The following is a 25,192-nucleotide window of genomic DNA, read 5'->3' as shown; positions in this document are numbered from 1 at the left end:
CCCGTTATGTGAAGTTAATATATGGACGGGAGTGGGCAGAAAAAAGTTGCAAATCTTTTGATGCCATTTTGTCCGTATTTTACCATAGATATTCGCCAGTTGTCATGTTTCCCCTTTATCCGTAAAAGAATAAGACGGAAAAGGGGGGTACTCGATGAAATTTTGTCCGGATCGCCCCATGATTGTACAAGGGGATGGTGTGGTTCTCTTAGAGGCGGATCATCCCGCTTTTCCTGAGGTGCGCGATCGGCTGTCCAATCTGGCTGAGCTGGTCAAAACGCCGGACCACCTCCACACTTACCGAATTACGCCGCTCTCGTTGTGGAATGCGGTGTCGGCGGGGTGGACGGTTCAGGAAGCGGTGGGCTTTCTGGAGGAAGAGAGCAAATTTGGCCTGCCTGCTTCCCTCAAGCGGCAAGTAGAAGAGAAGATGGGACGGTGCGGTCTCGTCACTTTAACCTCGAAGGAGAAACAATTGATCCTGTCTGTCGCTGATGCCGCCCTCTCCCAAAAAATGAGGAAAAGCCGCCCTTGGAGGGATCGCATGACTTTTTTGGGGCGGGGTACATTTGCTGTTCCCTCTGAGTTGCGGGGGTGGGTCAAACAGGAGCTGATCCGGCTGGGGTATCCAGTGGAAGACCGGGCCGGGTATACCCGGGGAGAACCCCTTTCTTTGCAGTTGAAAGAAACTACCCATTTGCGGGACTATCAGCGGCGTGCGGTAGAAAATTTCCATCGCCGAGGGGATGTAACTGGAGGTAACGGCGTGTTGGTCCTTCCCTGTGGTGCCGGAAAAACAGTGATCGGCTTGTCGGTGATGGAGAAAGTGGGAAAAGCGACCCTGATTCTTACCCCCAATACCACATCGGTACAACAGTGGATTCGGGAATTGCTGGACAAGACCGATCTTACGGCAGAGCAGGTGGGGGTTTATACAGGGGATAAAAAAGAAGTTCGCCCGGTCACGGTGGCCACGTATCAAATTTTGACCCACCGTTCGGGAAAGCGGGATCCCTTTACCCATATGAAGCTGTTTGAAGAGAGGGATTGGGGACTGGTGATCTATGATGAGGTGCACCTGCTCCCAGCACCGGTGTTTCGGGCCACCGCTGACATTCAAGCCCGTCGCCGGTTGGGACTGACTGCGACCCTGGTTCGAGAGGACGGTCGGGAAGAGGACGTCTTCTCCCTGATCGGCCCCAAGAAATTTGAAGTTCCCTGGAAAGAGTTGGAGTCCCGGGGGTGGATCGCTCAGGCTGCCTGCACGGAAATCCGAACCCCGTTGAAACCGGGTTTGCGACAGCAATACCAGCGGGCACCTAAAAAGAAAAAATACCGGATCGCGGCGGAAAATCCGCTAAAAATCAACGTGTTGAAAAAGATTCTTCACCGTCACCGGGATCATAAGATTTTGGTTATCGGTCAATATCTGGATCAATTGAGGCAGGTGGCGACTCAGTTAAGTCTCCCACTGATCACAGGTCAGACGCCGCAATCGGAAAGGGAGATTTGGTTTGACCGGTTTCGAAGCGGAGATGAACCGGTGCTAGTCGTCTCCAAAGTGGCCAATTTCGCCGTGGATCTGCCGGATGCCGGAGTGGCGGTTCAACTTTCCGGCGCCTTCGGCTCCCGTCAGGAGGAGGCGCAGCGGCTGGGCCGGATTTTACGACCGAAAAAAGGAGAGAATGAAGCACATTTTTACCATGTGGTCTCCAGGGACACCCTGGATCAGGAGTATGCTCTTCAGCGGCAACTGTTTTTAGTGGAACAGGGTTATCGATACGATGTGCAAGATTTTGAAGCATGGGAGTGACCCCGATGAAACCGTCGTTGATCCAATGTCTGCAAAAATTGAAGCATGAGGCACGCCAGCGGTTGGCGGATCATTACAGCTGCAGGAACGACCCGACTTCCCTTGCGGAGGCGATCATACAGTGGATGTTGAGAGGAGGGACGGCAAAAGGCTTCCATCCTTGGGAGCAGATTCTTCTCGATGAGTTGATCCTTCCTCGAGGGGACCGATGGCTGCCGGAGGGGATGGCAGAGTTGAATCATCCCTCCTTATCTCCCGCCTGCTTGCGAACTGCATGTATCCTTCTGCGTCGTCGCGGCCTTCTGTTTCGCATCCGGAAGGAATTCGGGGAGTGGGTATATTGGTGTCCCAGGGAGATCCGGCGGGCTTGTCTCGCCGCGAAGAGCGAAGCTTCCTCCCAGCGGGAACAACCCCCGATCCGTCCGGAAAAGGAGAGCTCCCGCGGGCTGTGGGACCCTCTGTTTCAATTTGCCGTTCAGTTGGAGCAGGGAGGGATTCCTCTGACCCGGGAGCAAAGGGTGGCGCGTCCGGTGGAACGGAAATTGGAAGCGGAGTTGGATCTGGATGATAGAGGGCTCAACCTCTCCCTGTGGGGAGGCGGGACCGGCTCCGCCGCCCTCCAGTTGATGGCGGACTTCGCCGCCCGGCTGGGATTCTTGCGGGAGGAAAAGGGAAAATGGCGGGCTGATCCCGATTGCCTGGAAGGATGGTTGGGGTTGTCCTGGGATAGCCGCATCGCCCAATTGTTTCAGTTGACGGAGACGGTTTTGTTGGAAGACCGTCCTGGCTGGGACGGACTGTGGTGGCGAATGACTGCCCACTCTGAGGGATGGGCTCGCTGGAGGGACACCTGTCTGGGATGGCTGGAGGTGATCGGAGATGCCCGTAAGCTTCCCGCTGTTGTGGAGGAGGCGGAAGAGCGTTGGCTCGCCCCCCTGGATACCATGGGCTGGGTGGAACGCGGGACATACCGGGGGCATCGCTATTGGCGCTGGACGCCCTGGTCCCCCCCGGCAGGGCCGGAGATTCCGGAGATGAAAGGTTACGTGAAGCCCGATTTTGAAGTGCTGTTGCCTCCGTTTTTTTCGCTGTATCGTCGGTTTTTGCTGGCTCAATTTGCCGATGACATGGGCGGGGACCAGCTCTCCGTCTATGCTTTGACCGCTTCCTCGGTTCGGCGTGGAGCGGAGCGAGGCATATCCGCAGACGAAATGATGGAATTGCTGCAGGAGATTTCCGGTTACCCACCGCCGCAAAATGTGCGGGAGAGTCTCATCCGCTGGGCGGGGGGTGGTCACCCTGTGCTGGAGGAGGCGTGGCTGCTCCGCTTGCCGCCTGGATCCCACCACCGTCTGTCCGATGAAGACCGGGCTGCGTGGGGCTTGGAGAGTCTCGCCGACGGGTTATACCGGGTTCCGCAATCGCAGATCGAATCCGTTCGGAAGGGATGGAGTGACCGGGGCACGCCGGTGATCGAACCGCCGGGAGAAACCCCTTGGTGGAAAAACGAGCCGGCGGCGCAGCCCGTTTTTACGGAAGGGCAGGAGGAGCCCCTTTTGGTGGACGGGCATTACCCCGCTTTGGAGGAGGCGGTGCCCGGTTTTAAACAATTACCCAAGGTGTGGACGGAAGGGCTTCGCCCTTATCACCCTTCCACTCTGCGCCAGCTGATCAAACAGGCGATTCAAATGGAGCTGGACCTCCTCTGTGCCCCGGGTGACGGGGATCCGATCCGACTGACACCGGTGACGGTATTTCGGGACGGGGACCGTTGGATGGTGGATGGACAGGATGAGCTGGGTGGAAACCAGAGGTTTTCATTGGAGGAGATATCGGCAGTCCGACTACTGGCCCCATGGAAAGAGCTGTTTTAAAAAAGCGGAAGAGAAGGCAGGGAATCCCCATCCAAGGTCGAATGGATACAGGGGAGGGAAGCGCATGCAACCGATGCCTCAACATCCGGAAACCCCAAATCCGGCCTCGCCTCCCCGTTTCTCGGGGGATTTTGTATGGAAGTTTGTCGGGGCCTTTATCGCTTCTGCCGTGATGTGGACAGGTAGAGTGGGACAATGGTTTCGGTACGGGGCTGCATTAGTGACAGTACTTTTTTTCACACCGGTGTTCAACGGAGACTTCCGGCAGGTCTGGGCGGCGGCTCCGGCGGTGGCATTAGTTTATATAGCATTGATCGTCATCGTCCTCGGTCAGTCTGCCTCCCGCAAAATCTGTGAACGGGGTTCCTATTTCTACAGTCCCTTCGGCGAATACATCTTTAACCGGAAACAGTTTGTGGAACGGCAGGAATGGGAACAGAGGAAGGAGAAGGGGGCATGGAAGGAAAAGCTGGAATCACGTCTGGAAAAGCTGGAACAGAAAAAGGAAAAGCTGCAGGATCAATTGCATGGGGCACAACGGGAAGCAGAATATGCTTTGCGTCTCGCCAGCAAAATGCGGAGTGAAGTGCGCCTGTACGATGTCCTGTTTCAGGGGGAAGACCCGGTGGATTCCCACCTGTTGATGGAGCGCCTGCTCAAGGAGCTGGATATCAAGTGTGTCGCCGTCGCCTGCTACGAGTCGGCGGGGAAGGAGCTGAGACGGATCGGCTCCGCCGGGGCCCGCTTCGTCCCGGTCTTTCACCAGGAGGAAGATTCTGATTCGCCCGAAATCGAGAGCTGGGTCACAGGAGACGACATCGTTTCCCAGAATGAAGCATACCCTTATGAATATATGGTGACCACTGTCTTTCATGAAGAACTGTTTGTATTGGTGTTTCGTCTCGATACGACGGACCCGGATGAGGCCAGCGACATTTTGGGGCACATCATCGTGGAGCATAAGCATCTGTTTCTGGTGGCGTTGCGTTTGCTTCATATCCGCCGGGACGCCGTCAAGGGAGTTGGAGAATAAAACGATAGCGATAAAAAGGCGGTGTAGCGTTTTGATCAATAAACAGCGGAATGATGAGCCGATCAATGCGAAGGGAAAGTTTAAAAAGAGAAAAAAAGTGGATACCCGACCCGCTTGGACTCCGGAGATCATCGACAGCAAAGTGGAACAGGCGGTCAACGGTCGTGCCCCCAGATCCCTTCGAAAAGGAGTGGTCTGAAGACCTCTCCGCTTTCCCTCCGAGATGGAAGGGGAGCTTTTTTATGTATGTGGCGGGCATATGTTATGATGGAGTCGGAGGGATTGACATGAGTGCAGTCGATATGACCGAGCTCTTGCTTGAGACGTATAAATTGGCGGATCGGATCAAGGAATCCGAAGAGGTGAACCGATATCTGAAGTTAAAACAAGAGGTGCAGGAAGATCCGGAGGCACAACGGCTGATTCGGGAGTTTCAACGGAAGAAGGAGCTCTTTGAGGAAAGTCAGCGTTTCGGCCATTTTCACCCGGATTATCACCGGGCAAAGAATGAAGCAAAAGAGTTCCTCGCCGAAATGAGGAAACATCCGAAGATCGGGGCCTATCTGGAACTGGAGGAGAAATTGGACCGCCTGTTGGGCGAAGTCAGCCGTACCTTGGCTCACTCCGTTTCCGACTCGATTAAAGTACCGATCAACGATCCGCGGGAGTTGAGAAAAGCCAACCGGGCCAAACGGAAGAGTTGCGGCTAACAGAATGCAATCGGGACAACGCCTTCCGCAGCAAGTGCTTTTTCCCGAAGGGACCCGGAATCGGAAGCGATCTGGCGTCCAGCGAACCAACTGGCACTCAAAGGTGAAATCCGTATTCCGGATAAAGGGACGAGTCGCTTGAGCGGCTCTGTTCTCGAATCCGGTTTGAATATAAAAACCACAAGCTCCGCGTATTTCCTCCATTCCACATCGTGAAAGCCCGCGCCTTGCAGCCGATTGATCAATTGTTGTTCCCGTTGGACACTTTATCCACCCCTGACAACAGGGTATCAACTTCTCCGGCGGGGCTGTAAAAAGTTGTTCGCTATGGTATAATTGAGTGTGTGAATGTCGTCTCGTTGTTTTCTGTGCCCGGAAAAGCGACTTTGCTGTGCTTTGACCGAACCGAGAAAAGGGGTATTTCTTTATGTCTGTTGAGATCGCAGAACGGCTGGGTTTAGCTGTTTGGGTCAAGGATCTCAAGGCGGCACGCGCGCTGGGGCGTTTGGGTAACATTCACTACGTTTCCAAGCGGTTGAAATATGTGTTTCTCTACGTTGATGGCAAACAGGCGGATCAAATCATCCGCCAAATGGAACGGATGCCCTTCGTCACCCGGATCGATCGTTCGCACCGCCGGGAACTGGCGACTGAATTTCATAAACCTGACCGATTAAAGCATTCATGATGGATGTTCGCTGCCTTGTCTTCGAGGAGGCAGTTTTTTTGGTGCCTTATTTCGTTTAACGAAATAAACGTTGAGAGAAAAATTTGGGGAGGGAGTGACTGGAGCCAATGGAAACATGGAAGCGAAATCTCTACATTTTGATGGCATCTGAGTTTCTGGTGATGGGTGCCATGAGTATGATCATCCCGTTCCTCCCTCTCTACTTGCAGGAGATGGGGGTGACGGATCCTGAGAAGACTCAGCTTTGGTCTGGGCTGATTTTCGGCGTCAACTTTTTGTCCGCCTTTTTGGTGGCTCCAATATGGGGGAGCTTGGCTGACAAAGTGGGCCGTAAGATCATGGTTCTTCGCTCGGGCTACGGCATGACCGTGGTGATCTTTTTGATGGGGTTGGCTACCAGCCCGCTGCAGTTGCTGCTGCTTCGTCTACTCAACGGAACCATCTCCGGATTCATACCCGCTGCGATTTCTCTAGTGGCCACCAATACGCCGAAAGAGCGGACCGGATATGCCCTGGGCTTGCTCCAGTCCGGCGCGGTGGCGGGGAATATCATGGGTCCCTTTTTCGGGGGACTGATGGCGGAAGTGGTGGACTACAAGACGATCTTTTACCTGACCGCAGTGATGATCGGCCTGGCCACCCTGGTGGTAACCTATTCGGTCAAGGAAGAGAAGAAGCCTGATCCGAAAAAAGAGCGGGCCGGTTTTTTCAAAGAAGTATCGGAGATTTTGCATCAAAAACCGCTGTTGATCTTGTTTTCCGTCGGTTTTATGTTGCAGTTCGCCATGCTGGCACCGATGCCTCAAATGTCCTTGTTTGTGGACCAATTGGGGGCACCTGGTGGCTATCTCGCCTTTTTTGCCGGTTTGGTGACCGCAGTCACCGGTTTGGCCAATATGCTTGCCGCCCCGCGGTTGGGACGGCTCGGTGACCGGTATGGGTCTGAGCAGGTGCTCTTCTTTGCCATGCTGGGGGCTGCTGTTTTCTTTATTCCCCATGCCATGGTGACCTCCGTATGGCAGCTTTTAATCCTCCGCTTTTTGCTGGGGTTGTGCGTGGGCGGGTTGCTTCCCTCTCTTAACTCTTTGATCCGCAGCAAAGCCCCCCAGGGGAAAGAAAGCACGGCTTACGGTTACAGCACCAGCGCCACCTTCCTGGGCAATATGCTGGGTCCGATCACGGGAGGGTACCTGTCCGGTGTGATCGGGATCCGGGGTTTGTTTATCATGACCGCGATCCTGTTGATCAGCGGGGCTATGGTACTGAGAAAGGGATTGATCCGTCCGAGTCAGCACCACCAGGAAGCCCACCGCTCCGTATCGCGAAAATTACCCTCGGCTCGGTGATGGTTGAAAAATCCACACCTGACCGAAGGAGGGTGTCCCACTCTCTGAAGAGGGTTCTAGCATAGAATGAGATTGACCCACGGACTCTTCAGACGGGAGGGACATCGATGATTGGATTCTTGGGAAAAAGGTTCCTGGGTAGAATCGGGCGGAGAGGTTTTGGTCCGCGAGGCCCGAGAGGACCGAGGGGAATCCTAGGTCCGCCGCCTCCACCGCCACCTCCACCACCTGGCCCCGGGTTCGATCCTGAATTTGGACCGGGCCCTGGACCAGAATTTGGACCGGGCCCTGGACCAGAATTTGGACCGGGTCCCGGTTTTGGTCCCGGACCTGATGATTTTTAACGTTTTTGCCCCGCAAAGGGGCTTTTTTCTTGCCAGGAAATCGGGTTCCCTATGGAAGGAGAGGTGAATTCATCGTAAAATAAAAGCACAGTCACTAATTGGAGGAGCGGATCGCATTGGGTTTGTGGACGGGATTGAAAGATAAGTTGGAAAAGGGGCTGGAGACCACCAGCCAAAGGTCCAAAAAAGTGTTGGACATCAGCCGGATCAGTCTGTTGCTCCGCAGTACCAAGGAAAATGAAGAGGATCTGTATCGTCGGCTCGGCAGGGAAATCTATCGTTACTGGGAACGAAAACAACAGTTGGAATTGACCGATCTCACCCGAGCCACGTTAAATCAGATACGAGAAGTTCGGGAGAAAATCGCAGAGATGGAAGAGACATTGGAGCAGTTGAAAAAAGAGGAAAAGGAACGATCCTCCGAATGGAAGGAGGAAGCGGAGCAAATTCCCGCTTCCACTGACGAAGAGTCGAAGGCCGTACAGGAAGCTTCGGAGGAGGAGAAAGGGAAAGAACCGATGCTGGGTTCACGCAGCAGAAGGAGCAACAGGAGCTTGGAAAAAGCAGATGAACAGCCAAAGACGCCTTCTAATGGCTGGGTGGAAGGAGAAGCGATTTTTATCTGTCCTCACTGCGGTGATCGGGTGGAAGAAGACACCGTTTTTTGTCCCCACTGCCATAAACATGTTTACCATGATTGAGGGGGATGTTCATGGCTTCCAACCTGAACCAGAAGGTGGAAAGATTCCTTAAGCCGCTCAAAAGTCAAGCCGTCACACCGGAAGGAAAACGGAAAATCCTCGACGAATTCAACGACAAAGTCCGGCGTGTCGGTGGGATTGAACGCGTGATCGACAAATTAAAACTTCTTTATCACTATTTTCGCGACCCGGAAACCCATCGGGCCAAAAAAGCGTTGGCTGGAGCAGCGCTGCTTTATTTTATCCTGCCGGCAGATGTGATTCCAGACCTGCTGCCGGGGGTGGGATATGTGGACGATGCGGCTGCGGTAGCGATGGTGTGGAAGTTTTTGAGCGACGAAATGGCCCATTATGAACATCGCATCCGCGAAAAAGGAAAAGAATAGGGATAAATCAGGAATTTTAACCAATCTCTTCTTTTGCCCCAAAACTTCTGCTACAATAAATAGTGAAACGTGTAGATTGATGTCAGGAAAGCGGAATCGTTGAAAAATTTAGCGAATATCAGGCCGTGGTGGCGGAGACGGCCCATATTACTGGGCTTAGAAAGGTATCGTCCCCAGGGCTGTGGGTTTACGTTGTTTTAGATAGATAAGGTCAAGGCTTTGGGAAAGGGGTAACGAGTTATGAAGCAGAAATCCGTGGCGATTACTGTGACCAGCGGCAAGGGTGGTGTAGGAAAATCAACGACTGTCGCCTCGGTGGGACTGGCATTGGCTAAATTGGGCCGAAAAGTCTGTGTGATGGATACAGATATCGGCCTTCGGAAATTAGATCTGATGTTGGGTCTGGAAAACCGGATCGTCTATGATTTGCTGGATGTGGTTGAGGGGACGAGTAAGTTGCGCCAGTCGTTGGTCCGCCACAAGGAATATGACAACTTGGCCCTGCTGCCAGCTGCTCAGACACGGTACAAAGAGGAGGTCACCCCGGCCCAGGTCAAACAACTGGTGGACGAGCTCCGCGAAGAATTTGAGTTCATCCTGATCGATTCGCCTGCGGGAATCGAAGGGGGATTCCGAAATGCGATTGCGCCAGCTGATCAGGCGATCCTGGTGGTCAACCCCGAGATTCCCTCGGTCCGAGATTCGGATCGGGTGATCGGGTTGCTGGAGTCGGCCAATCTGGATCAGATCGATCTAGTGGTCAACCGTGTACAGCCGGGCATGGTGAAAGATGGAGACATGTTGAGCGTGGAAAGGGTACAGAATCACCTGGCAATTAATCTAGTGGGCATCGTGCCGGAAGACCGGCGGATCATCCGCTCCTCCAACACCGGTGAACCGGTGGTTCTGGATGATAAGTCGATGGCAGGACAAGCCTTCGACAATATTGCCCGCCGTTTAAATGGGGAGGATATCCCTTTTATCGAGCTGGAGGAGCCAACCCTGATCAGTCGAATCAAACGGATCTTTCACATCGCCTGATCAAATGACGAGGTGAACTCAAGTGGTTTTTTTAAATATGTTTAATAAGGAGAAGGAGCGGCCAACGGCAGCTACAGCGGATGACCGCTTGTCTCTGGTGCTCAGTTATCAACGATCCGATATCGACGAACGCAAATTGAAAAAGTTTCAGGGCCGGTTGATTGAGCTTTGTGATGAATTTGGCTACGATGTGGTGGGACAGGTGGAGATTCGCCCCCAATCTCGTCAGCGGGATAATACCACCGTCTTAAATGCGAGCATTCCCGTCCGATTGCGAGAAGAACGGGAAGAGGAAAAAAGCGCGGGTTCATAAACCCGCGCTTTTACACTTACAGGCGGTTCCGTTCCAAATGATCGTGCAAAAAACGAAGGATGAAGGCGGGAAACTCTTTGTCCTCGGAAAGGGTGAACAAGGCGATGGACACCCGTGTCCCTCCGTATTCCTGTATCAACGCCCGCATTTTTTTACGTGCGGCGTTGTTCAGTTTACCGTACCGCTTTTCGAAGGCTTTCAGCACCATTTCTTCTTCAGAGGGGGTAGGGATCTTGTTCCTCCCTGGGAGGGAGGCGGGATCGGACGGCTCTAGGGAAGCGGCGATTTCCCCCTGGATAGGCGTCGTGTGAGGTTCAGAGTGGCTTCCCTCTCCTTGTTGGCTCGGAGACGATTCAATCTGCCACGGCTTGAGTCGCCTCCGACCTCTGGGACGAGGTTGGGGTATGTGTTTAAAGCGTTCCGGGTACTTATGGCGTAAATTGTAAATTCGCTGGTAAATGGCCCCTTGTGTCCGTTTGAGCTGTCGTTCCAGTTCGGAGATGGCAGTTGAAAGAGGTTTTCCCTGCTCCAGGTGTCGGTTGACTGTTTCAATGACCAGCTGTTCCTCCGCCTCGGTCCAGCTGTTCATACGGTCATTTCGGGACCGGTTAGCCTTTTGTTTGGCGGGAAATCGATCGGGAAACTGATTGCGCAGTTTTCTCACGTGGGACATAATGCCGGCAAAACCGCGGTTCAATTCCCGGGACAACTCCTTCAGCGTCTCTTTCTCCCGAATCCCCTGGGCAAAATCATCATTAATTTTCTGAATTATCCGTTCATTTTCCTCGTGGGTGTATTTTCCTTTTTTCGTATCTAACATTTTTATCCCTCCCCTGTCTAAACTTTCTATAATGAATAATATAACAGAAAAGAAAAGGCCTTTTCCATTCAAAAATATTGGCAATGATGTCCATATCATTTTCCTTATTTTGGCCTTGATTTAGTATAAACATACTTTCCGATGGACATAAAGAGAATAAGGGTAAAAATTATACTTAGAAAATGGAAAAATCAGGACTGAACCGAAAGAAGGTGTGGTGAATGTCCCGGTTATCCGCACGGAAAATCAGTTCCTTTTTGACATCAAGGCTTCCTTCGGTAAAAAAAGAGACACTCCAACCCACTCATTCAGCTCCGCATCATCGCTGGGATGAGGCGTCAAAGGCTTCTTTGGTCATTTTATGGGGATTGTTGGTTTATCCCCAGTTGGATCCAGAATCGAAGAACCGGGGGCGCCCTGCTATGCACAAAGAAGAGATTTATCGATTGTTTAAGGAGCATCTGGGGACACAAACCCAGTGGGAAGGGATGCTCACGCAGTTACGAGATTATGATTATGTCCGTTTCACCCGTGACGGATCGATCACCGCAGGCACCCGCTTGTGGACTGCGGTTGACGGAGCGAAAATGTACCGGGTGTTCCGGTCATCCAACTTAAGTCGTCAAGAGTGGTTGCGAGAAAAAAAGGATAAACAAGACTAACAAAAGGCTGCACAATGAAAAGGAGGCAGCCTTTTTCTCATATAATTGACAGAAAAATGCATATATATTGGATGGGTTTGATCCACCCCGGAAAAGGGTACCTATTTTTAGCTCCATCCGGGCACCATTTCCAAGGTGAAAGAGGTGTTGCATTTTATGAAGGACCAACTTTTGGAGATCCGAGAGAAGTACAACCGGAAGAGAGAAGAATATAAACAGGCAGTGGACCGTCACGAATTTCTGGAGCAAATGAAGATACGGGAAGAGTTAGAAAATCTGAAGATGCAATGGGACCAACTGGTTAAAGATACAGGATAAAAAGCGCTCAGTGGCGCTCAGGATATTACAGGATATCTTTTGGATCGATTTTCATCGACAGTTGTTCTTGGGCGGAGTGCAACAGGTGGATACACTTGTCGTACTCCCTTTTTAAGTTGCGGCGAAGTTGGTGAACCTCCTCTTGCTGAGCTTGGGCGCGGGAATCTTCGGGATGGCTGTTCAAGTGGAATTGTAGTTCCGAAAGGAGAAAATCAACGGTTTGCAGCTCTCCCAACAAACGATAATCATTTGGATTCAACGGATACACCTCGCTGAATGGATCGGAAACCGGATCTGTCAGGGATCAGCCACCAAGGCTTTTGTTGGGTATTATATGTCCCGCTCCCGTCAACGGACACCTGAGTCGCAGCCCATTTTAAAAACAACAATCGCATTCCAGAATTTCACTCGCATTGGGCTCGCGGTTCTAAAGCAATATAAGAGTACCATCTGCAAGGAGGTGAAACCGAGGATGCCTCAACAACAAAACAACCGCGAGCGCAACAACAACCAACTGCTGGTTGCCGGTGCGGCTCAAGCTCTGGACCAAATGAAGTACGAAATCGCTTCTGAGTTCGGTGTTCAACTGGGTGCTGACACCACCTCCCGGGCCAACGGGTCCGTTGGTGGAGAGATCACCAAACGTCTGGTTGCTCTGGCTGAGCAACAAATGGGTGGCGGTCTGAAGTAAAAAGTAAATAATTGGTTCTGGGGCAGCGGAAAAACCGCTGCCCTTTAACATGTTTTGGGAAAAGGAAGTGGCCTGTTGGTTGTCGAAATATCTGGTGTGCCTAGTCGGCCGCGTTGTCGACTGAAATTTCACACCATATGGAACGACGGAGGGGAGAATATGGACATGTTTAAGATTCCCGAGCACTACAATATGGCACATGATGTGGATCGTTATGCGGATGATAAAAAGAGAGTGGCGATCCGTTGGGAAAATGACAAGGGGGATCGACGGGAGGTTACCTATCGGAAACTAAAAGAAGCTTCCGATCGAATGGCCAGGGGGTTGATCGCGGCGGGGTTGAGGAAAGGAGATCCTGTAATGATTCTTCTGCCCCGGATTCCGGAAGCCTATATGGCCTATTTGGGAACACTGAAAGCGGGCTTGGCGGTGTTGCCGGGTTCGGAAATGCTTCGATCCGCTGATATCGCCTACCGGATTCAACATGCCGAAGCCAAAGCGGTGATCTTTGACCACAGCTTGCTCGATCGCGTGGAAGAGGCGGCACGTGATTGTCCTTCCCTCAACTGGGGTTGGATGGTCGGTGAAGGTACGGATCGGTGGGGGCCTCTCGCCAGCCTCGGTGAAGGGGCGGACGATATCCATTTACCCGCCACACGTAGCGACGATGTCGCCTTTATCTCCTACACCTCAGGGACGACCGGGGGCCCCAAAGGAGTGATCCACCATCACAGCTGGGCGATCCCGCATCAGGCTGTAGCTGCACGGGAATGGCTGGATATTCGGCCTGGGGATACGGTGTGGGCCACCGCTGGACCGGGCTGGGCGAAGTGGGTTTGGAGCCCCTTTATGTCCACCTTGGGCAGCGGGGCGACGGCTTTTGTTTATCAGGGACGGTTTGATGCTGAACGGTATCTGTCGCTGATGGAAACCTACCAGGTCAATGTACTTTGCTGTACGCCTACGGAGTACCGTTTGATGGCCAAAGTGAACCGGCTGGACACCTATCGGCTGAACCATCTCCGTAGTGCCGTCAGCGCTGGGGAACCCTTGAATCGGGAAGTGATCGACACCTTCCGCCACCATTTCAATCTGGAGGTTCGGGATGGGTACGGACAGACCGAAAATACGCTGTTGGTGGGCATTACAAAAGGGATGGAGCTAAAGCCGGGATCGATGGGCAAGCCGACCACTGGCAACTGGGTGACGTTGATCGATGAAGAGGGTCAGCCGGTCCCTGATGGAGAAGTGGGAGATATCGCCGTTCATCGGGATGCCCCCGCCCTCTTTAAAGGATACTATCGAGATAAGGAGAGGACAGAGCGTGCCTTTCGAGGAGAATGGTACTTGACCGGTGACCGGGCCCGTCGGGATGAAGATGGCTATTTTTGGTTTGAAGGTCGTTCTGACGATATCATCATCAGTTCGGGATATACGATCGGGCCCTTTGAAGTGGAGGATGCGCTCATCAAACATCCGGCGGTGCAGGAGTGTGCGGTGGTAGCCAGTCCCGATCCGGTGCGAGGTTCTATCGTTAAAGCATTTATCGTTCTGAAAAGCGGGAACCATCCCTCGCAGGAGTTGATCGAGGTGCTGCAGGATCACGTGAAAAAAGTGACGGCACCCTACAAGTATCCCCGTGAACTTGAATTTGTCTCCGCGCTGCCCAAAACCACCAGCGGCAAGATCCGGCGGGTGGAATTGCGAAAGATGGAACAAGAACGGAAAAAGCAGACTCCTTGAACCAGTCTCCCTGCTGAGTTATAATCCTAGGGAGTTGTATAGAAGGAGCCGAATAACATGCGCGTTTTCCCCCATGGTAATATCGTCAACTTTGAGGCTTCCGTCCGAGAGATGACAGGCCCGGGGCTTGATCGATTGTTAAAAAATGTGATTTCCGATCATGCTCCCGTCGTGGCGGGTCTACTCGATATGGACCAACAGGCGGTCTTTGTCTTTGGACAGGCTAAACAGATTCGGGTGGATGAACAGGAAGACCGGGTGGAGGTGATCACCCAGTCGGAGGATGGAGAAGAGAACGCGATTTCCCGCACGATTTCCGATCTGGTGATCAGCCACGAGGTATATTTCGATATTGAAGACGCATCGACTGTGGTCCGGTATCCGGTTTTTTACGTCACGTTTAACAAGGAAGGGGAGGCTTCCGGGGAAGAGACGCTCTTCCTGGCTCCCCGGGATAAGGTTTCCCAACCCTTGGAATGTGTCGTGGAATTTTGGAATCAGAGCGGGGAAGTGGGCCGGGATGTGGACTTTCCCGCCGAGGGCTGCAGGGTCGTCCCCGATTTCAAGAACGTCCTACAGACGGAAAAAGAAAAATAACCGTCCGTTGGTCATAACCATCGACAGGCTGTTGACATCGGTATCTCACGGTCAACAGCTTTTTGTTGTCTTCCCTCCCGATGGTTTTTATGAGGTGGGTTCCTTGAGGGAAAGATGAGAGAGAAAACCGGGACCTGTTGGAATCCGGAACAACCGGAAACGACGGAACAGGAGTGAAAAAACGGTGTCGAATCAGAGCCATTCACATCTGGCCCCCTTTGTCATGGTTTTATTTGGCGGAGCGGGGGATCTGGCCAGAAGAAAGTTACTTCCCGCTTTGTACGGGTTGTACCGCAGTGGGTTGATTCATCAAGATTTTCAGGTGATCGGCCTCGGTCGTTCAGAGAGAGGGCCGGAAGAATACCGGGAGGTGGTTCGTCAGGCTGTAAATCAGTACTTCCGTGTCCCGGTGGATGATGAGGACGGGCTCCAATCTTTTTGCAACAAATTTGAATACATGTCGCTCGATGTACGGGATTCGGCTGGCTATCAACAACTGAAGGAACAGGTGGAGATGCGGGAACGGGAATCGGATATCCCTGAAAATCGACTCTTCTATCTGGCGATCTCTCCTCAGTTGTTCGGTGAGGTGTCGACCCATCTCCGGGAGAACGGTTTAACACAGGGAAGCGGTTGGAGGCGGTTGGTGATTGAAAAACCCTTTGGTGACGATTACCCCTCCGCTGAAAAGCTGAACAATCAGATTCAAGAATCCTTTGCCGAAGAAGATATTTATCGGATCGACCATTACTTAGGCAAGGAAATGATCCAAAACATTCAAGTGATCCGGTTTGCCAACACATTGTTTGAGCACATCTGGAACAACCAGTACATCAGCAATGTCCAGATCACAGCCAGTGAAACGGTGGGGGTGGAGGACCGGGTCGCCTACTACGATCACGCCGGAGCTCTGCGGGATATGGTGCAAAACCACATCCTGCAGATGGTGATGTTGGTCGCCATGGAGCCTCCCAGTCACCTGAAACCAGAGGCGATCCACGAAGAAAAGGTGAAGGTGCTCCGTTCTTTGCGGCGTTGGAGCGGAACAGCAGTGGATGAAAATATGGTTCGCGGCCAGTACACCGGGGGTATCCAGGATGGGAAAGAGGTGCCGGGATACCGGGAAGAGGAAGGAGTTCCGACGGATTCCCTCAACGAAACCTTTGTGGCCGGCAGGTTGTATATCGATAATTTCCGCTGGTCCGGGGTTCCTTTTTACATACGGAGCGGGAAACGGATGGACCGAAAAACCACCGAGGTCGTGATCCAATTTAAGAGTGTGCCGGACAACCTGTATTTTCATAAGGACAACAACTTGGGTCCCAATCTGTTGGTGATCAAGATCAATCCCCAAGAAGGATTGTCCCTGCAAATCAATGCCAAAAAACCGGGGACGGAGACGGAAGTGGTTCCGATTGCGATGGATTTTTGCCATGATTGCGGGACGGAAACCCCGGAAGCGTACGAGAGTTTGCTGCGAGATGCTTTAGAGGGAGACCGAACCTACTTTACTCACTGGGAAGAGGTGGCTTTGGCCTGGAAATTTGTCGATCCGATCCGGGAGGCTTGGGACCGCTCCGAAGCGTCCAGCCTTTGCTTCTACGAAGCGGGCTCGACGGGGCCCAAGGAGGCGGATGGATTGCTGCAACAGGATGGAACCCAGTGGCATTTAACAGAATTGAGAGGGAGACAAAGATGAGTTACCGCGTATACGATGTATCCATGACCATTCATGAAGAGATGCCGGTTTACAAAAACAAGCCTGAAAAAAAGCCGGAGATCGAAGTGATCCAGGATTTCGATACCGGTTCCGCCCGGGAATCCCGGATTCATCTCGATGTTCATACGGGCACTCATGTGGACTCTCCTCTGCACATGTTGCCCGACGGCGGAACCATAGAGACAGTGGACGTGAAACCATTGACCGGTCCTTGCCGCGTGGTGGACCTGACTGATGTTGAAGGAGGGATTCGCCGTTCCGATCTGGAGAAGTATGAGATCCGGGAAGGGGATTTCCTGCTGCTTAAAACCCGCAACTCCGAAGAGGATGCCTTCGATTTCGATTTTATCTTCTTGGCGGAGGACGGCGCCGAGTTTCTTGCCTCCTGCGGCGTTCGAGGGGTAGGGATTGATGCCCTCGGTGTGGAACGGAGCCAGCCGGGACACCCAACCCACAAAAAACTGTTTCAGGCTGGGGTGCTGATTGTGGAAGGTTTGCGACTCAAGGAGGTACCCGCTGGAGAGTACTTCATGGTGGGAGCGCCGATCAAATTGCGAGATACAGAAGCTGCTCCAGCTCGAGTGCTTTTGTTTGAGGGCTTGTCGGCCACAGGCGTATAAAAGCATCAGCAAAGCGAGGGGTGATGATCCCCTCGCTTTTTTATGGAAAAGACGGTGTAGGCGGCGGCCTCTTTACCTGGAAGCTGGGTATTTGCCATATGCAAGTCCGGGCGATTTACATACATCTATGTGTAAGCGCACAAGGAGCATGTGAAGAGAAAAGGGGGCGCTGACTATGACGGGAACGGGGCCGACTAAAAAAGAATTCGCCGATCTGATCAATCAGATGATGGGTCGAAATGTGATGAATGCTCGGCTGTTGGAACAGATTTTGAGCGATGCCAAGAACAGCTACTATAACCGGGGGTTAGACGGTTTTCTCGGGTATATCCGTCGGTTGACCCAGGCTCCGTTAAGCAATGAGGAGCTGAAGCAGATGATGAAGCTGGTGATCGATGCCGGCAAACCGGACCGGGCACTGACCAGACTGGTTGAACAACAATGGTTTCCCCAGGAGCAGGCAGAAAAGATGAACCGAAAATTGCGGAATTCCTCTGGCAATCGGAAGAAAAAATAACGGGCTGTCTGAGAGCCCGTTACCACATTATTTTCGCTTTTTGTTCGCCTGTCTGTTTTTCATAATGGTGTCGACCATTTGGGCCATTCCTGGAGAGTTGATCAGATCGTAAAGGCTTTCGCCGTCTGTGGAGTAAGGCTTGGAAGATAAATGCGACGACTTTTTTGGGGATGATGCGGTTGACTGGTTGGAAGAATCCTTTTTGTCGTCGTCCGATGGATTCAAATCCATTTTGGATAGGCTGGTAAGAAATTTTTGGAATGCCTTTTTGTCTTCCAATGCGTAACTCAGATTGGTGATCGCGGTCAGCCATTGCTCCATTTTAGAAGTGGCGGAAAAAATCTCCCTGGACAAATTCCGGATTTCATCCATTCGTCCGGAAACGGATATGTTTTCCGCCCCGCCCTTGGCGGTGGCGGCCCGCCGAGCCGGACGCCGGGCTTGCTTTCCCCTTCGGTGATGGGTATATAGCTTGGGCTGTTTCAAAATGCTACACTCCCTCGGTGGTTTGCATCGCTCTCATAAGGTATTCATACCGGGGGTTATCAGTGAGAGAAGGAGTTGAGCGAAATGCCAAAGCCGGAATGGTTTCAGGGACCATTGCCCGCATTTCATCGGAAGGCAAAAAGGGTTCGAAAGATTTATTATTTAAGGAATTTCCGCAACCCGAAGGAGTGTATTCGGGAAATCAACCGATCGGGCGGGCGACCGGTTCGGATATTGTCCCATCTGGGCATCATAGTGGGTGAATTTATCAATCAGCAAGGTGCCCGAAGTTTGGAAGGTCATCCGGATGTGGCTCATTGGGAATTTGATTCCCGAGTGAGAATTACCGACCCTTTTGCCGGGGAGATCACCGATCAGACGAGAGACCAGTTGCCCTGGGGTGTTCAGGATGTCGGTGCCTACAAGGTATGGCCCTATACTAAAGGGCGTGGGGTAAAAGTGGCGGTGATCGATACCGGCATCGCCAACGACCATCCGGCCATCCGTAAAAATTACGCCGGCGGGGTCAATATTTTGTCTCCCATGTTTACCCCGTATGATTACAATGGCCACGGAACCCACGTCGCCGGCACCATCGCCGGAAGCGCTGCCGAACTGAGTGTGATGGGGGTGGCTCCCCGGGTTCGGATCTATGCGGTCAAAGCTTTTAACCGGAGAGGAAGTGCCAATCTTTCCGACCTTCTCAGTGCGATTAACTGGTGTATCGAAAATGAGATCGACGTGGTCAATATGAGTTTCGGAATGTCCAATGTGAGTGACAGCCTGCGCCAGGCGATACAAACGGCTCATCGCAGAGGCTTAACGATGGTGGCTGCGGCGGGTAATCAGGGAGTTGCGGGACCGACGGACTATCCGGCCCGGTTTGAAGAAACGATCGGCGTCACCTCGGTTTCGCGAAACGGGACCCTTTCCTCCTTCAGCAATACGGGAAAAGGAGTGGATCTTGCGGCTCCGGGGGAAAAAATCGCTTCCGCTTGGTTAAATGAAACTACCCGTGAGATGAGCGGCACATCGATGGCCGTCCCTCATGTAGCCGGAGCTTGCTCGCTGCTCATTTACCTGAAACCGGATCTCTCGCCGGATCAGCTCCGCAGTTTGTTTATCGAATCGGCAGGCACGATTCGCAACACCCGGGAATACGGCAAATTAAATGCGTATCGAGCGGCACAGTCCTTGGCTCATTATATGGGCCGGTTTATCCCTTAAACCAGGAATCGGCTGCCTGAGCCAATCCTTCCCCCTGAACATTGGGGGGCAGCTCCAGGGATTGGGCCGCTTGCACCAACTCTCTTTTCACTTCATCTGGGGTCAGGTCCGGCTGATGGGTGAGCAGAACAGCCGCCATGCCGGCGACGATGGGAGTGGCCATGGATGTTCCCGACAAGGTGGTATAGTGCCGATTGATCCGGCTGTCCGGCGACATTTTATCAATGTAGGAACGGGGGACCCGGAGGGAGACGATATCCGTTCCCGGAGCCAGTAGATCGGGCTTGGTAACACCATCCGGTGTGGGACCCCGGCTGGAAAAAGAAGCGGCTTCATCGTCGCGGATCGTTGGAGTTCCTTTGTCATTGCTGGCTCCCACGGTAATGATTCGGGGATGGATTCCCGGACTGGAGATGGTGCCAGGGTCCGGTCCATCGTTACCAGCCGCTGCCACCACGGTGATTCCATGATCCCAGGCCTTTTCCACCGCTTGGGCCACCGGATCATCCTTATAGGAAGAGTTGGTCCGGCTTCCCAGAGAGAGAGACAGCACACGGATATTGTACTTCTCTCTGTTTTGAATACACCATTCAATTCCGGAAATCACATCGGAAAGCTGGCCGGAACCGGCTTTGTCCAGCACTTTTACACCGATCAGTTTGGCCCCTGGAGCGGGGCCTTTATATTTGCCGTCGGAGGCATAACCGTTACCGGCGGCATCCCCGGCACAGTGGGTGCCGTGACCGTTGTCATCGTATGGGCTGGTTTTCCCTTTGACAAAATCTTTAAAGGCGGCGATACGGGGTTCCGGATTCATCAGATCGGGATGGGCGTGGATGCCGGTGTCGATAATAGCGATTCCCGTCCTTTCACCGGTATTGCCATACTTCCATGCTAGCGGGGCATTGACGGCGGGAGCGGCCGTATCCAACAAAGCATAAACCTTGCGGTCCAAGTAGACGCGTTTGACCTCTGGATGCTTCATCATCTTGTGGAGCTGGTTGAGATTGAGGTGCATACGAAACATGTGAATGCTGTTGAAGAAATCGACGGAAGAAGGGTTGTTGTATAGGGTGTTTTGTAATGAAGCACTCACTTTGGCATGTTGATCCACCTGAACGAGGACGGGCACACGGCTCAGTCTTTCCATCAGGGAGAGGGTGGCCCGGTGAAAGAAACACGGAATATAACGGAGAAGATGCAACCGTTGGATCAGTGAACAACGTAAATCGGAATCCATTCTCCGTCCGTATTCACGGATCCATTGATAATGGGTCTGGCTCATAAGTGCTCTCTCCTATCTATAAAATCTTCACTTGCCAAAGTATGATTCATAGAAGAAGAGGGGCACAGCATATACCCAATCAGGAAGATCTTTGGAATAGACTGTGCGGGATGAACCATAAACGAGCCAGTTATGTTACACTTAAAATCGGCAATGTGGGAAAAATAGAGAGGTTGAGAAGCGACCATGATCAAACCAAAACCGCAGGGTTCCCGACCTGGTGAGATCCTTTTTCAACGGTTGCATATTTTATGGTTGATCGTTTTTTTGTTATTTGTGGTTTTGATCTTGCGCCTGGCATGGGTTCAGCTTGGCGGAGGAGAAAAGTATCAAAAACTGGCGGAAGAGAATAACTTTAAGCAGATACCGATATTGGCTCCCCGCGGGAAGATCTACAGTGCGGAAGGGGAGCTGTTGGTGGGAAATGAATCCCTGTTTACCGCCATGTATCTGGAAACTGAGGGAGATAAAAAAGAGAAGTTGCAAACGGCCAAAAACCTGGCTGAGGCACTGGATATGTCCGTTAAAAAGGTTTTGGAAAAGATGGACGTGGGTTTGGACCCCAAAGGCAATTCGGTCCCGCGTAAACAGCCGGCCTACTACCCTAAGAAAATTAAGGATCGGTTAACAGAGGAAGAGGTCGTGCAGCTATCGGAGCATCCTTCCCAGTATAAAGGGGTGAACATCTTCCTCGAGCCCCTTCGCGATTACCGGGAGGATACCTTTGCCGTACAGACCATCGGGTATGTACGACCCTTTGCCGGAGCAAAAGCTTCTTTGCAAAAGTACAAACAGGCCGATAATAAGCCGGAAGACGGTGGGTATCTCGACTGGGAACAGGTGGGCATGGATGGGATCGAATACAGTTACCAGGACTACCTCCGCGGACAGCACGGATATAAAGTGGTCCGGGTCAACTCCACGGGTAAGCCGGTGGAGGTGATCAAAGAGGTGAAACCTCGCCCCGGGAACCATCTCACCTTGACCCTGGATGAGTCCATGCAACTGGAAACCGAGGCGTTTATTGAAAAACAATTACAGTGGTTGCGAGAAGAAGCTCCCGGCCGCCATCGGGCGCCCAACGCACGAAACGCTTATGCGGTGGCTATGGAAGTGAAGACGGGGAAAATCCGTACCATGGTTAGTTACCCGGATTACGACCCCAACATTTGGAATGGCCCGGTGACCGCGGAAGATTACAAGCGGTTAACCTATACGATCCGCAATGGAACGATCCAGGAGGCTCCCTACGACGCCCGTAATGCAGCCCATCCCGAGGAAGAATATCGACGGCATCCGATGTCGGTAGTTCCCTTAGGGTCTACATTTAAACCGCTGATGGCGCTGATGGCTTTGCAAGAGCGTCTCATCGGACCCCAGACCATATTCCAGGATCCGGGGACATACTACTACGCGACGGCGACGCCGCCGGTGCGCAACTCGAGCAATCACAACTACGGAGCCCTCAATGTATATAAGGCGATCCAGAAATCGGCGAACACTTTTTTCGCGTGGACGGCGAACCGGTGGTACCGCAGGGATGGAAAGGAGAGCCTGGATCAATTTAGACGGTATACCCACCAGTTCGGGTTGGGCGTTCCTACGGAAGTGCCTCTTAAAGGGGAACAAGACGGATCGGAAGGATATCTGTCGGAAAGCTTTTCCCCCTTGGGAGCGATGGTGCTCAGCTCCTTCGGGCAAGCCCAGCGCTATACCACCATGCAACTGGCCCAGTTCACCGCCACTTTGGCCCATGACGGCAAGCGTATGAAACCTCTGCTGGTGGAGAAGGTGAAAAATCAGGATGGAGAAACGGTCAAAGAGTTTCAACCGAAGGTACTGAACCAATCCTCCATTGAATATCGCCACTTTCAAACCGTCAAAGAGGCCATGGCCCAGGTGACCCAGCCGGGAGGGACAGCCTCCAACCTGTTTCAGGACCTGCCCTTTGATGTGGCGGCCAAAACGGGTACTTCGGAGCAGGATGTTCCCGGTCAGGGACGCGTGGAAAACTCCGTCTTCATCGCCTTCGCCCCCGCAAAAGATCCGGAAATCGCTGTGGCTGTCGTCGTGCCCGAGGGCGGTTACGGTAGTATTGCGGCTGGTCCCATCGCAGAAAAAATGATCAGCGTGTATGCAGAGGATTATATGAAAAACAGCGGGTAAGGGCGGTGATAGGGCGTTCGTGGACCTGGTCACACTTGTTGCAATGGGTGTGCCGTCTGGTCAATAATGAAGGGATCGATTGCTGGAACTGGCGTCTGATCCGCGGATGTTGCGGGGAAACAAAAGATCCCATCCCGCCTCGGCGGGATGGGATCGTTATCATGGAATGTTACTGTTGATTTTGGTTTTTGCGGGCTTGAGATTGCTGGTTCTTTTGACGAATTTGTTGAGCGTTCGTCTCGGAAGCAAACTCGTTCGCATACCGCTTTTGTTGCTGCTGTTGTTGAGCGGCTTGTCCGGCCTGGGCAGCCTGACCGGCTTGAGCAGAACGTTGGTTCTGTTGACGAACTTGCTGGGCATTCGTCTCGGAAGCAAACTCATTCCCGAATTGCTGTTGTTGACCTTGGGCGGCAGAACGTTGGTTTTGTTGGCGCACTTGTTGAGCATTGGTTTTGGAAGCGCCTTTGGGTTGGAAAGCCATTTTATCACCTCCGTGCTAAGTATTGTGTCCGGAAACAAGGGTTTCACTCACTGATTTTAGAAACATTTATTGCCTGAGGAGGCATCATGAAGGAACAAATTTTGATGGCGATGATGAATTGCATCCCCAAAAAATCCGTCTCTCGCTGGATGGGGCGATTGGCTCGATCTCCCTACAGCCGACATTTGATTCCTTATTATATCCGACGTTTTAATGTGGATCTCTCCCAAGTGGAACAACCCGTTTCCCATTATCGGACGCTGCTCGATTTTTTTGTCCGGGGTCTGAAAGAAGGGGCGCGTCCGGTGGATCCAGCCTCCGACCGGATCATCAGTCCGGTGGATGGAACGGTCTCCCAGGTCGGCACAGTACAGGAAGGAAGTCTTCTGCAGGCCAAAGGAGTAACCTATTCTTTAGAAGCCCTATTGGGTGGAGAGGCTGCAAACAGCCGACGCTTTTTGGGAGGGGCATTTATCACCCTTTACCTAAGTCCAAGGGACTACCACCGAATACACGTACCGGTAAAGGGAAAAGTGCACAGGCTGACGTACATACCGGGCACCCTATTTCCTGTCAATTCCATCGGTGTGCGCAGGGTTCGGGGACTGTTTTCCCGAAATGAACGATTGATCACTTATCTCCATTCCCCGGCGGGGGAAGTGGCTCTCGTCAAGGTGGGGGCTACGAATGTCGGAAGCATAAGGGTTTATTACGATGATCAAGTGCGGACCAACCGACCGGGACGGAGACGGGAGAGCACGAAAACATACAAGCACCCGGTGACGCTGGAAAAAGGGGAGGAACTGGGAAGGTTCGAATTTGGTTCCACGGTGATTCTTGTCTTTGAACCGGGCCGAACCGTATGGGTGGATGACCTATCACCGGGTCAATCGGTTCAGATGGGCCAAGCGATTGCGCGGATCATACCGCAACCGGAAGGGAAAGGAGGGAAATCCCATTGTTTCAGCACACCCAACTACCCCCGAGGCGATTCAAGTCCTATTTCCCCATCGTAACCCTTATTTTATTGGTACAGACTGTTCTTTTTCTGTTGATGACAATAAGTGGTGGTTCTAAAAATCCCTTTGTGCTGCAGGCCTTCGGTGCGCTGGTTCCCGCTCTGGTGGTCGAAGGGGAATGGTGGCGCTTGGTTGTGCCTATCTTCCTTCACATCGGTGTTACTCATTTCTTATTTAACAGTTTTAGCTTATATATCTTGGCTCCCCAACTGGAATGGCTCTTCGGCCGCTGGCGGTTTTTGCTCCTTTATTTGGTAACGGGGATCGCGGGGAACCTGGCCACTTTTTATCTAGAATTTCCGGGGAACATCAGCGCAGGGGCGTCGGGATCGATCTACGGATTGTTCGGTGTCTATGTTTATCTGTTTTTATTCCGCAAAGGATCGATGGATCCGGATACAGGTAAAGGATTGCTCGCTCTGGTGGGGATCAACCTCTTGCTCAGCGTTATGGACCCCTCGATCAATCTGATCGCTCATCTGGGAGGGTTGATATCGGGGCTATTGTTGGCCGGGCCGTTGTTACGCTTGAAAAAAGGGCTCTAAGCCGTTTACCGATTTCCCTTCACATCGGATCGGTAAATCCGCCGCT

Annotated in this window: 28 protein-coding genes; 23 read left to right on the top strand and 5 right to left on the bottom strand. The window is 52.5% G+C overall.

Annotated features, from left to right (window positions below; all coding sequences use genetic code 11):
* Window positions 1-154 precede the first annotated feature (154 nt).
* From BLP91_RS14105 to BLP91_RS14050, 11 genes are all read left to right on the top strand, one after another.
* Window positions 155-1,813, top strand: coding sequence for a DNA repair helicase XPB (locus BLP91_RS14105; RefSeq protein WP_091572444.1), 1,659 nt, complete (start codon window positions 155-157; stop codon window positions 1,811-1,813).
* Between the two features lie 5 nt (window positions 1,814-1,818).
* On the top strand, window positions 1,819-3,687 hold the full coding sequence (locus BLP91_RS14100; protein WP_091572440.1) for a helicase-associated domain-containing protein: 1,869 nt from the start codon (window positions 1,819-1,821) through the stop codon (window positions 3,685-3,687).
* 64 nt (window positions 3,688-3,751) lie between these two features.
* Window positions 3,752-4,720 (top strand): hypothetical protein, encoded by a 969-nt coding sequence (locus BLP91_RS14095; protein ID WP_091572438.1) that lies wholly within the window; start codon window positions 3,752-3,754, stop codon window positions 4,718-4,720.
* A 31-nt stretch (window positions 4,721-4,751) separates the two neighbouring features.
* A complete protein-coding gene (locus BLP91_RS16805) occupies window positions 4,752-4,919 on the top strand; it encodes a hypothetical protein (RefSeq protein WP_176757998.1) in 168 nt (55 codons plus the stop codon).
* A gap of 88 nt (window positions 4,920-5,007) precedes the next feature.
* Entirely contained in the window at window positions 5,008-5,430 is a 423-nt protein-coding gene (locus BLP91_RS14090) for a YlbF/YmcA family competence regulator (protein ID WP_091572500.1), read from the top strand.
* A gap of 427 nt (window positions 5,431-5,857) precedes the next feature.
* Window positions 5,858-6,118, top strand: a complete 261-nt coding sequence (locus BLP91_RS14080; protein ID WP_091572433.1) for a YlbG family protein — start codon at window positions 5,858-5,860, stop codon at window positions 6,116-6,118.
* Between the two features lie 107 nt (window positions 6,119-6,225).
* Complete coding sequence (locus BLP91_RS14075; RefSeq protein ID WP_091572430.1) at window positions 6,226-7,464, top strand: MFS transporter; 1,239 nt, start codon at window positions 6,226-6,228, stop codon at window positions 7,462-7,464.
* 460 nt (window positions 7,465-7,924) lie between these two features.
* A complete protein-coding gene (locus tag BLP91_RS14065; protein ID WP_143003563.1) occupies window positions 7,925-8,509 on the top strand; it encodes a zinc ribbon domain-containing protein in 585 nt (194 codons plus the stop codon).
* Window positions 8,510-8,520: 11 nt separating this feature from the next.
* Window positions 8,521-8,895 carry a YkvA family protein gene (locus BLP91_RS14060; protein WP_176757997.1) on the top strand — a complete coding sequence of 125 codons (375 nt, stop codon included), beginning with the start codon at window positions 8,521-8,523 and terminating at the stop codon, window positions 8,893-8,895.
* A gap of 240 nt (window positions 8,896-9,135) precedes the next feature.
* A complete protein-coding gene (minD, locus tag BLP91_RS14055; RefSeq protein WP_091572420.1) occupies window positions 9,136-9,936 on the top strand; it encodes a septum site-determining protein MinD in 801 nt (266 codons plus the stop codon).
* A gap of 37 nt (window positions 9,937-9,973) precedes the next feature.
* Window positions 9,974-10,249: a cell division topological specificity factor MinE gene (locus BLP91_RS14050; protein ID WP_143003562.1), complete on the top strand. Its 276-nt coding sequence runs from the start codon at window positions 9,974-9,976 to the stop codon at window positions 10,247-10,249.
* A gap of 16 nt (window positions 10,250-10,265) precedes the next feature.
* Here BLP91_RS14050 and BLP91_RS14045 read toward each other — a convergent pair whose 3' ends face one another.
* A complete protein-coding gene (locus BLP91_RS14045; protein WP_091572415.1) occupies window positions 10,266-11,069 on the bottom strand; it encodes a hypothetical protein in 804 nt (267 codons plus the stop codon).
* Between the two features lie 221 nt (window positions 11,070-11,290).
* On the opposite strand from BLP91_RS14045, the gene BLP91_RS14040 reads away from it, so the two are divergent.
* Both BLP91_RS14040 and BLP91_RS16800 read left to right on the top strand, forming a co-directional pair.
* Window positions 11,291-11,731, top strand: a complete 441-nt coding sequence (locus BLP91_RS14040; RefSeq protein ID WP_091572413.1) for a hypothetical protein — start codon at window positions 11,291-11,293, stop codon at window positions 11,729-11,731.
* A gap of 156 nt (window positions 11,732-11,887) precedes the next feature.
* Window positions 11,888-12,049: a hypothetical protein gene (locus BLP91_RS16800; protein ID WP_176757996.1), complete on the top strand. Its 162-nt coding sequence runs from the start codon at window positions 11,888-11,890 to the stop codon at window positions 12,047-12,049.
* Between the two features lie 25 nt (window positions 12,050-12,074).
* Here BLP91_RS16800 and BLP91_RS14035 read toward each other — a convergent pair whose 3' ends face one another.
* A complete protein-coding gene (locus tag BLP91_RS14035; RefSeq protein ID WP_091572411.1) occupies window positions 12,075-12,308 on the bottom strand; it encodes a spore coat protein CotJB in 234 nt (77 codons plus the stop codon).
* A gap of 213 nt (window positions 12,309-12,521) precedes the next feature.
* Here BLP91_RS14035 and BLP91_RS14030 point away from each other — a divergent pair, with 213 nt between their 5' ends.
* From BLP91_RS14030 to BLP91_RS14005, 6 genes are all read left to right on the top strand, one after another.
* Window positions 12,522-12,740, top strand: a complete 219-nt coding sequence (locus tag BLP91_RS14030; RefSeq protein ID WP_091572408.1) for an alpha/beta-type small acid-soluble spore protein — start codon at window positions 12,522-12,524, stop codon at window positions 12,738-12,740.
* A 159-nt stretch (window positions 12,741-12,899) separates the two neighbouring features.
* Window positions 12,900-14,483, top strand: a complete 1,584-nt coding sequence (locus BLP91_RS14025; RefSeq protein WP_091572404.1) for an acetate--CoA ligase — start codon at window positions 12,900-12,902, stop codon at window positions 14,481-14,483.
* Between the two features lie 57 nt (window positions 14,484-14,540).
* Window positions 14,541-15,080 carry a hypothetical protein gene (locus BLP91_RS14020; RefSeq protein WP_091572403.1) on the top strand — a complete coding sequence of 180 codons (540 nt, stop codon included), beginning with the start codon at window positions 14,541-14,543 and terminating at the stop codon, window positions 15,078-15,080.
* A 223-nt stretch (window positions 15,081-15,303) separates the two neighbouring features.
* Window positions 15,304-16,779 carry a glucose-6-phosphate dehydrogenase gene (gene zwf, locus BLP91_RS14015; RefSeq protein WP_091572497.1) on the top strand — a complete coding sequence of 492 codons (1,476 nt, stop codon included), beginning with the start codon at window positions 15,304-15,306 and terminating at the stop codon, window positions 16,777-16,779.
* A complete protein-coding gene (locus BLP91_RS14010; protein ID WP_091572400.1) occupies window positions 16,776-17,420 on the top strand; it encodes a cyclase family protein in 645 nt (214 codons plus the stop codon). Before zwf ends, BLP91_RS14010 begins: the two co-directional genes overlap by 4 nt.
* 175 nt (window positions 17,421-17,595) lie before the next feature.
* On the top strand, window positions 17,596-17,937 hold the full coding sequence (locus BLP91_RS14005) for a hypothetical protein (RefSeq protein ID WP_091572397.1): 342 nt from the start codon (window positions 17,596-17,598) through the stop codon (window positions 17,935-17,937).
* Window positions 17,938-17,964: 27 nt separating this feature from the next.
* On the opposite strand, the gene BLP91_RS14000 is transcribed toward BLP91_RS14005, so the two are convergent.
* The gene (locus tag BLP91_RS14000; RefSeq protein WP_091572395.1) at window positions 17,965-18,423 is read right to left on the bottom strand and encodes a hypothetical protein; all 459 of its coding nucleotides are present in this window, start codon (window positions 18,421-18,423) and stop codon (window positions 17,965-17,967) included.
* Window positions 18,424-18,507: 84 nt separating this feature from the next.
* Here BLP91_RS14000 and BLP91_RS13995 point away from each other — a divergent pair, with 84 nt between their 5' ends.
* Window positions 18,508-19,650 (top strand): S8 family peptidase, encoded by a 1,143-nt coding sequence (locus tag BLP91_RS13995; protein ID WP_091572392.1) that lies wholly within the window; start codon window positions 18,508-18,510, stop codon window positions 19,648-19,650.
* On the opposite strand, the gene BLP91_RS13990 is transcribed toward BLP91_RS13995, so the two are convergent.
* The gene (locus BLP91_RS13990) at window positions 19,640-20,935 is read right to left on the bottom strand and encodes a S8 family serine peptidase (RefSeq protein ID WP_091572389.1); all 1,296 of its coding nucleotides are present in this window, start codon (window positions 20,933-20,935) and stop codon (window positions 19,640-19,642) included. The two genes, BLP91_RS13995 and BLP91_RS13990, sit on opposite strands and share 11 nt — an antisense overlap.
* Before the next feature lie 186 nt (window positions 20,936-21,121).
* Between BLP91_RS13990 and BLP91_RS13985 the strand changes: the two genes are divergently transcribed.
* A complete protein-coding gene (locus BLP91_RS13985; protein ID WP_091572387.1) occupies window positions 21,122-23,101 on the top strand; it encodes a peptidoglycan D,D-transpeptidase FtsI family protein in 1,980 nt (659 codons plus the stop codon).
* Window positions 23,102-23,270: 169 nt separating this feature from the next.
* On the opposite strand, the gene BLP91_RS13980 is transcribed toward BLP91_RS13985, so the two are convergent.
* A complete protein-coding gene (locus BLP91_RS13980; protein ID WP_091572384.1) occupies window positions 23,271-23,582 on the bottom strand; it encodes a gamma-type small acid-soluble spore protein in 312 nt (103 codons plus the stop codon).
* Between the two features lie 86 nt (window positions 23,583-23,668).
* Between BLP91_RS13980 and asd the strand changes: the two genes are divergently transcribed.
* Together asd and BLP91_RS13970 are read left to right on the top strand one after the other, a co-directional pair.
* The gene (asd, locus tag BLP91_RS13975) at window positions 23,669-24,598 is read left to right on the top strand and encodes an archaetidylserine decarboxylase (RefSeq protein ID WP_091572383.1); all 930 of its coding nucleotides are present in this window, start codon (window positions 23,669-23,671) and stop codon (window positions 24,596-24,598) included.
* The gene (locus BLP91_RS13970) at window positions 24,541-25,146 is read left to right on the top strand and encodes a rhomboid family intramembrane serine protease (RefSeq protein ID WP_091572380.1); all 606 of its coding nucleotides are present in this window, start codon (window positions 24,541-24,543) and stop codon (window positions 25,144-25,146) included. The genes asd and BLP91_RS13970 overlap by 58 nt, the downstream gene beginning before the upstream one ends.
* Window positions 25,147-25,192 lie beyond the last annotated feature (46 nt).

Source organism: Melghirimyces thermohalophilus (assembly GCF_900102685.1).
Classification (GTDB): Bacteria; Bacillota; Bacilli; order Thermoactinomycetales; family DSM-45169; genus Melghirimyces; species Melghirimyces thermohalophilus.
Note: the sequence above shows the minus strand (reverse complement) of the source record. Positions and strands in the feature narration are given on the sequence as shown.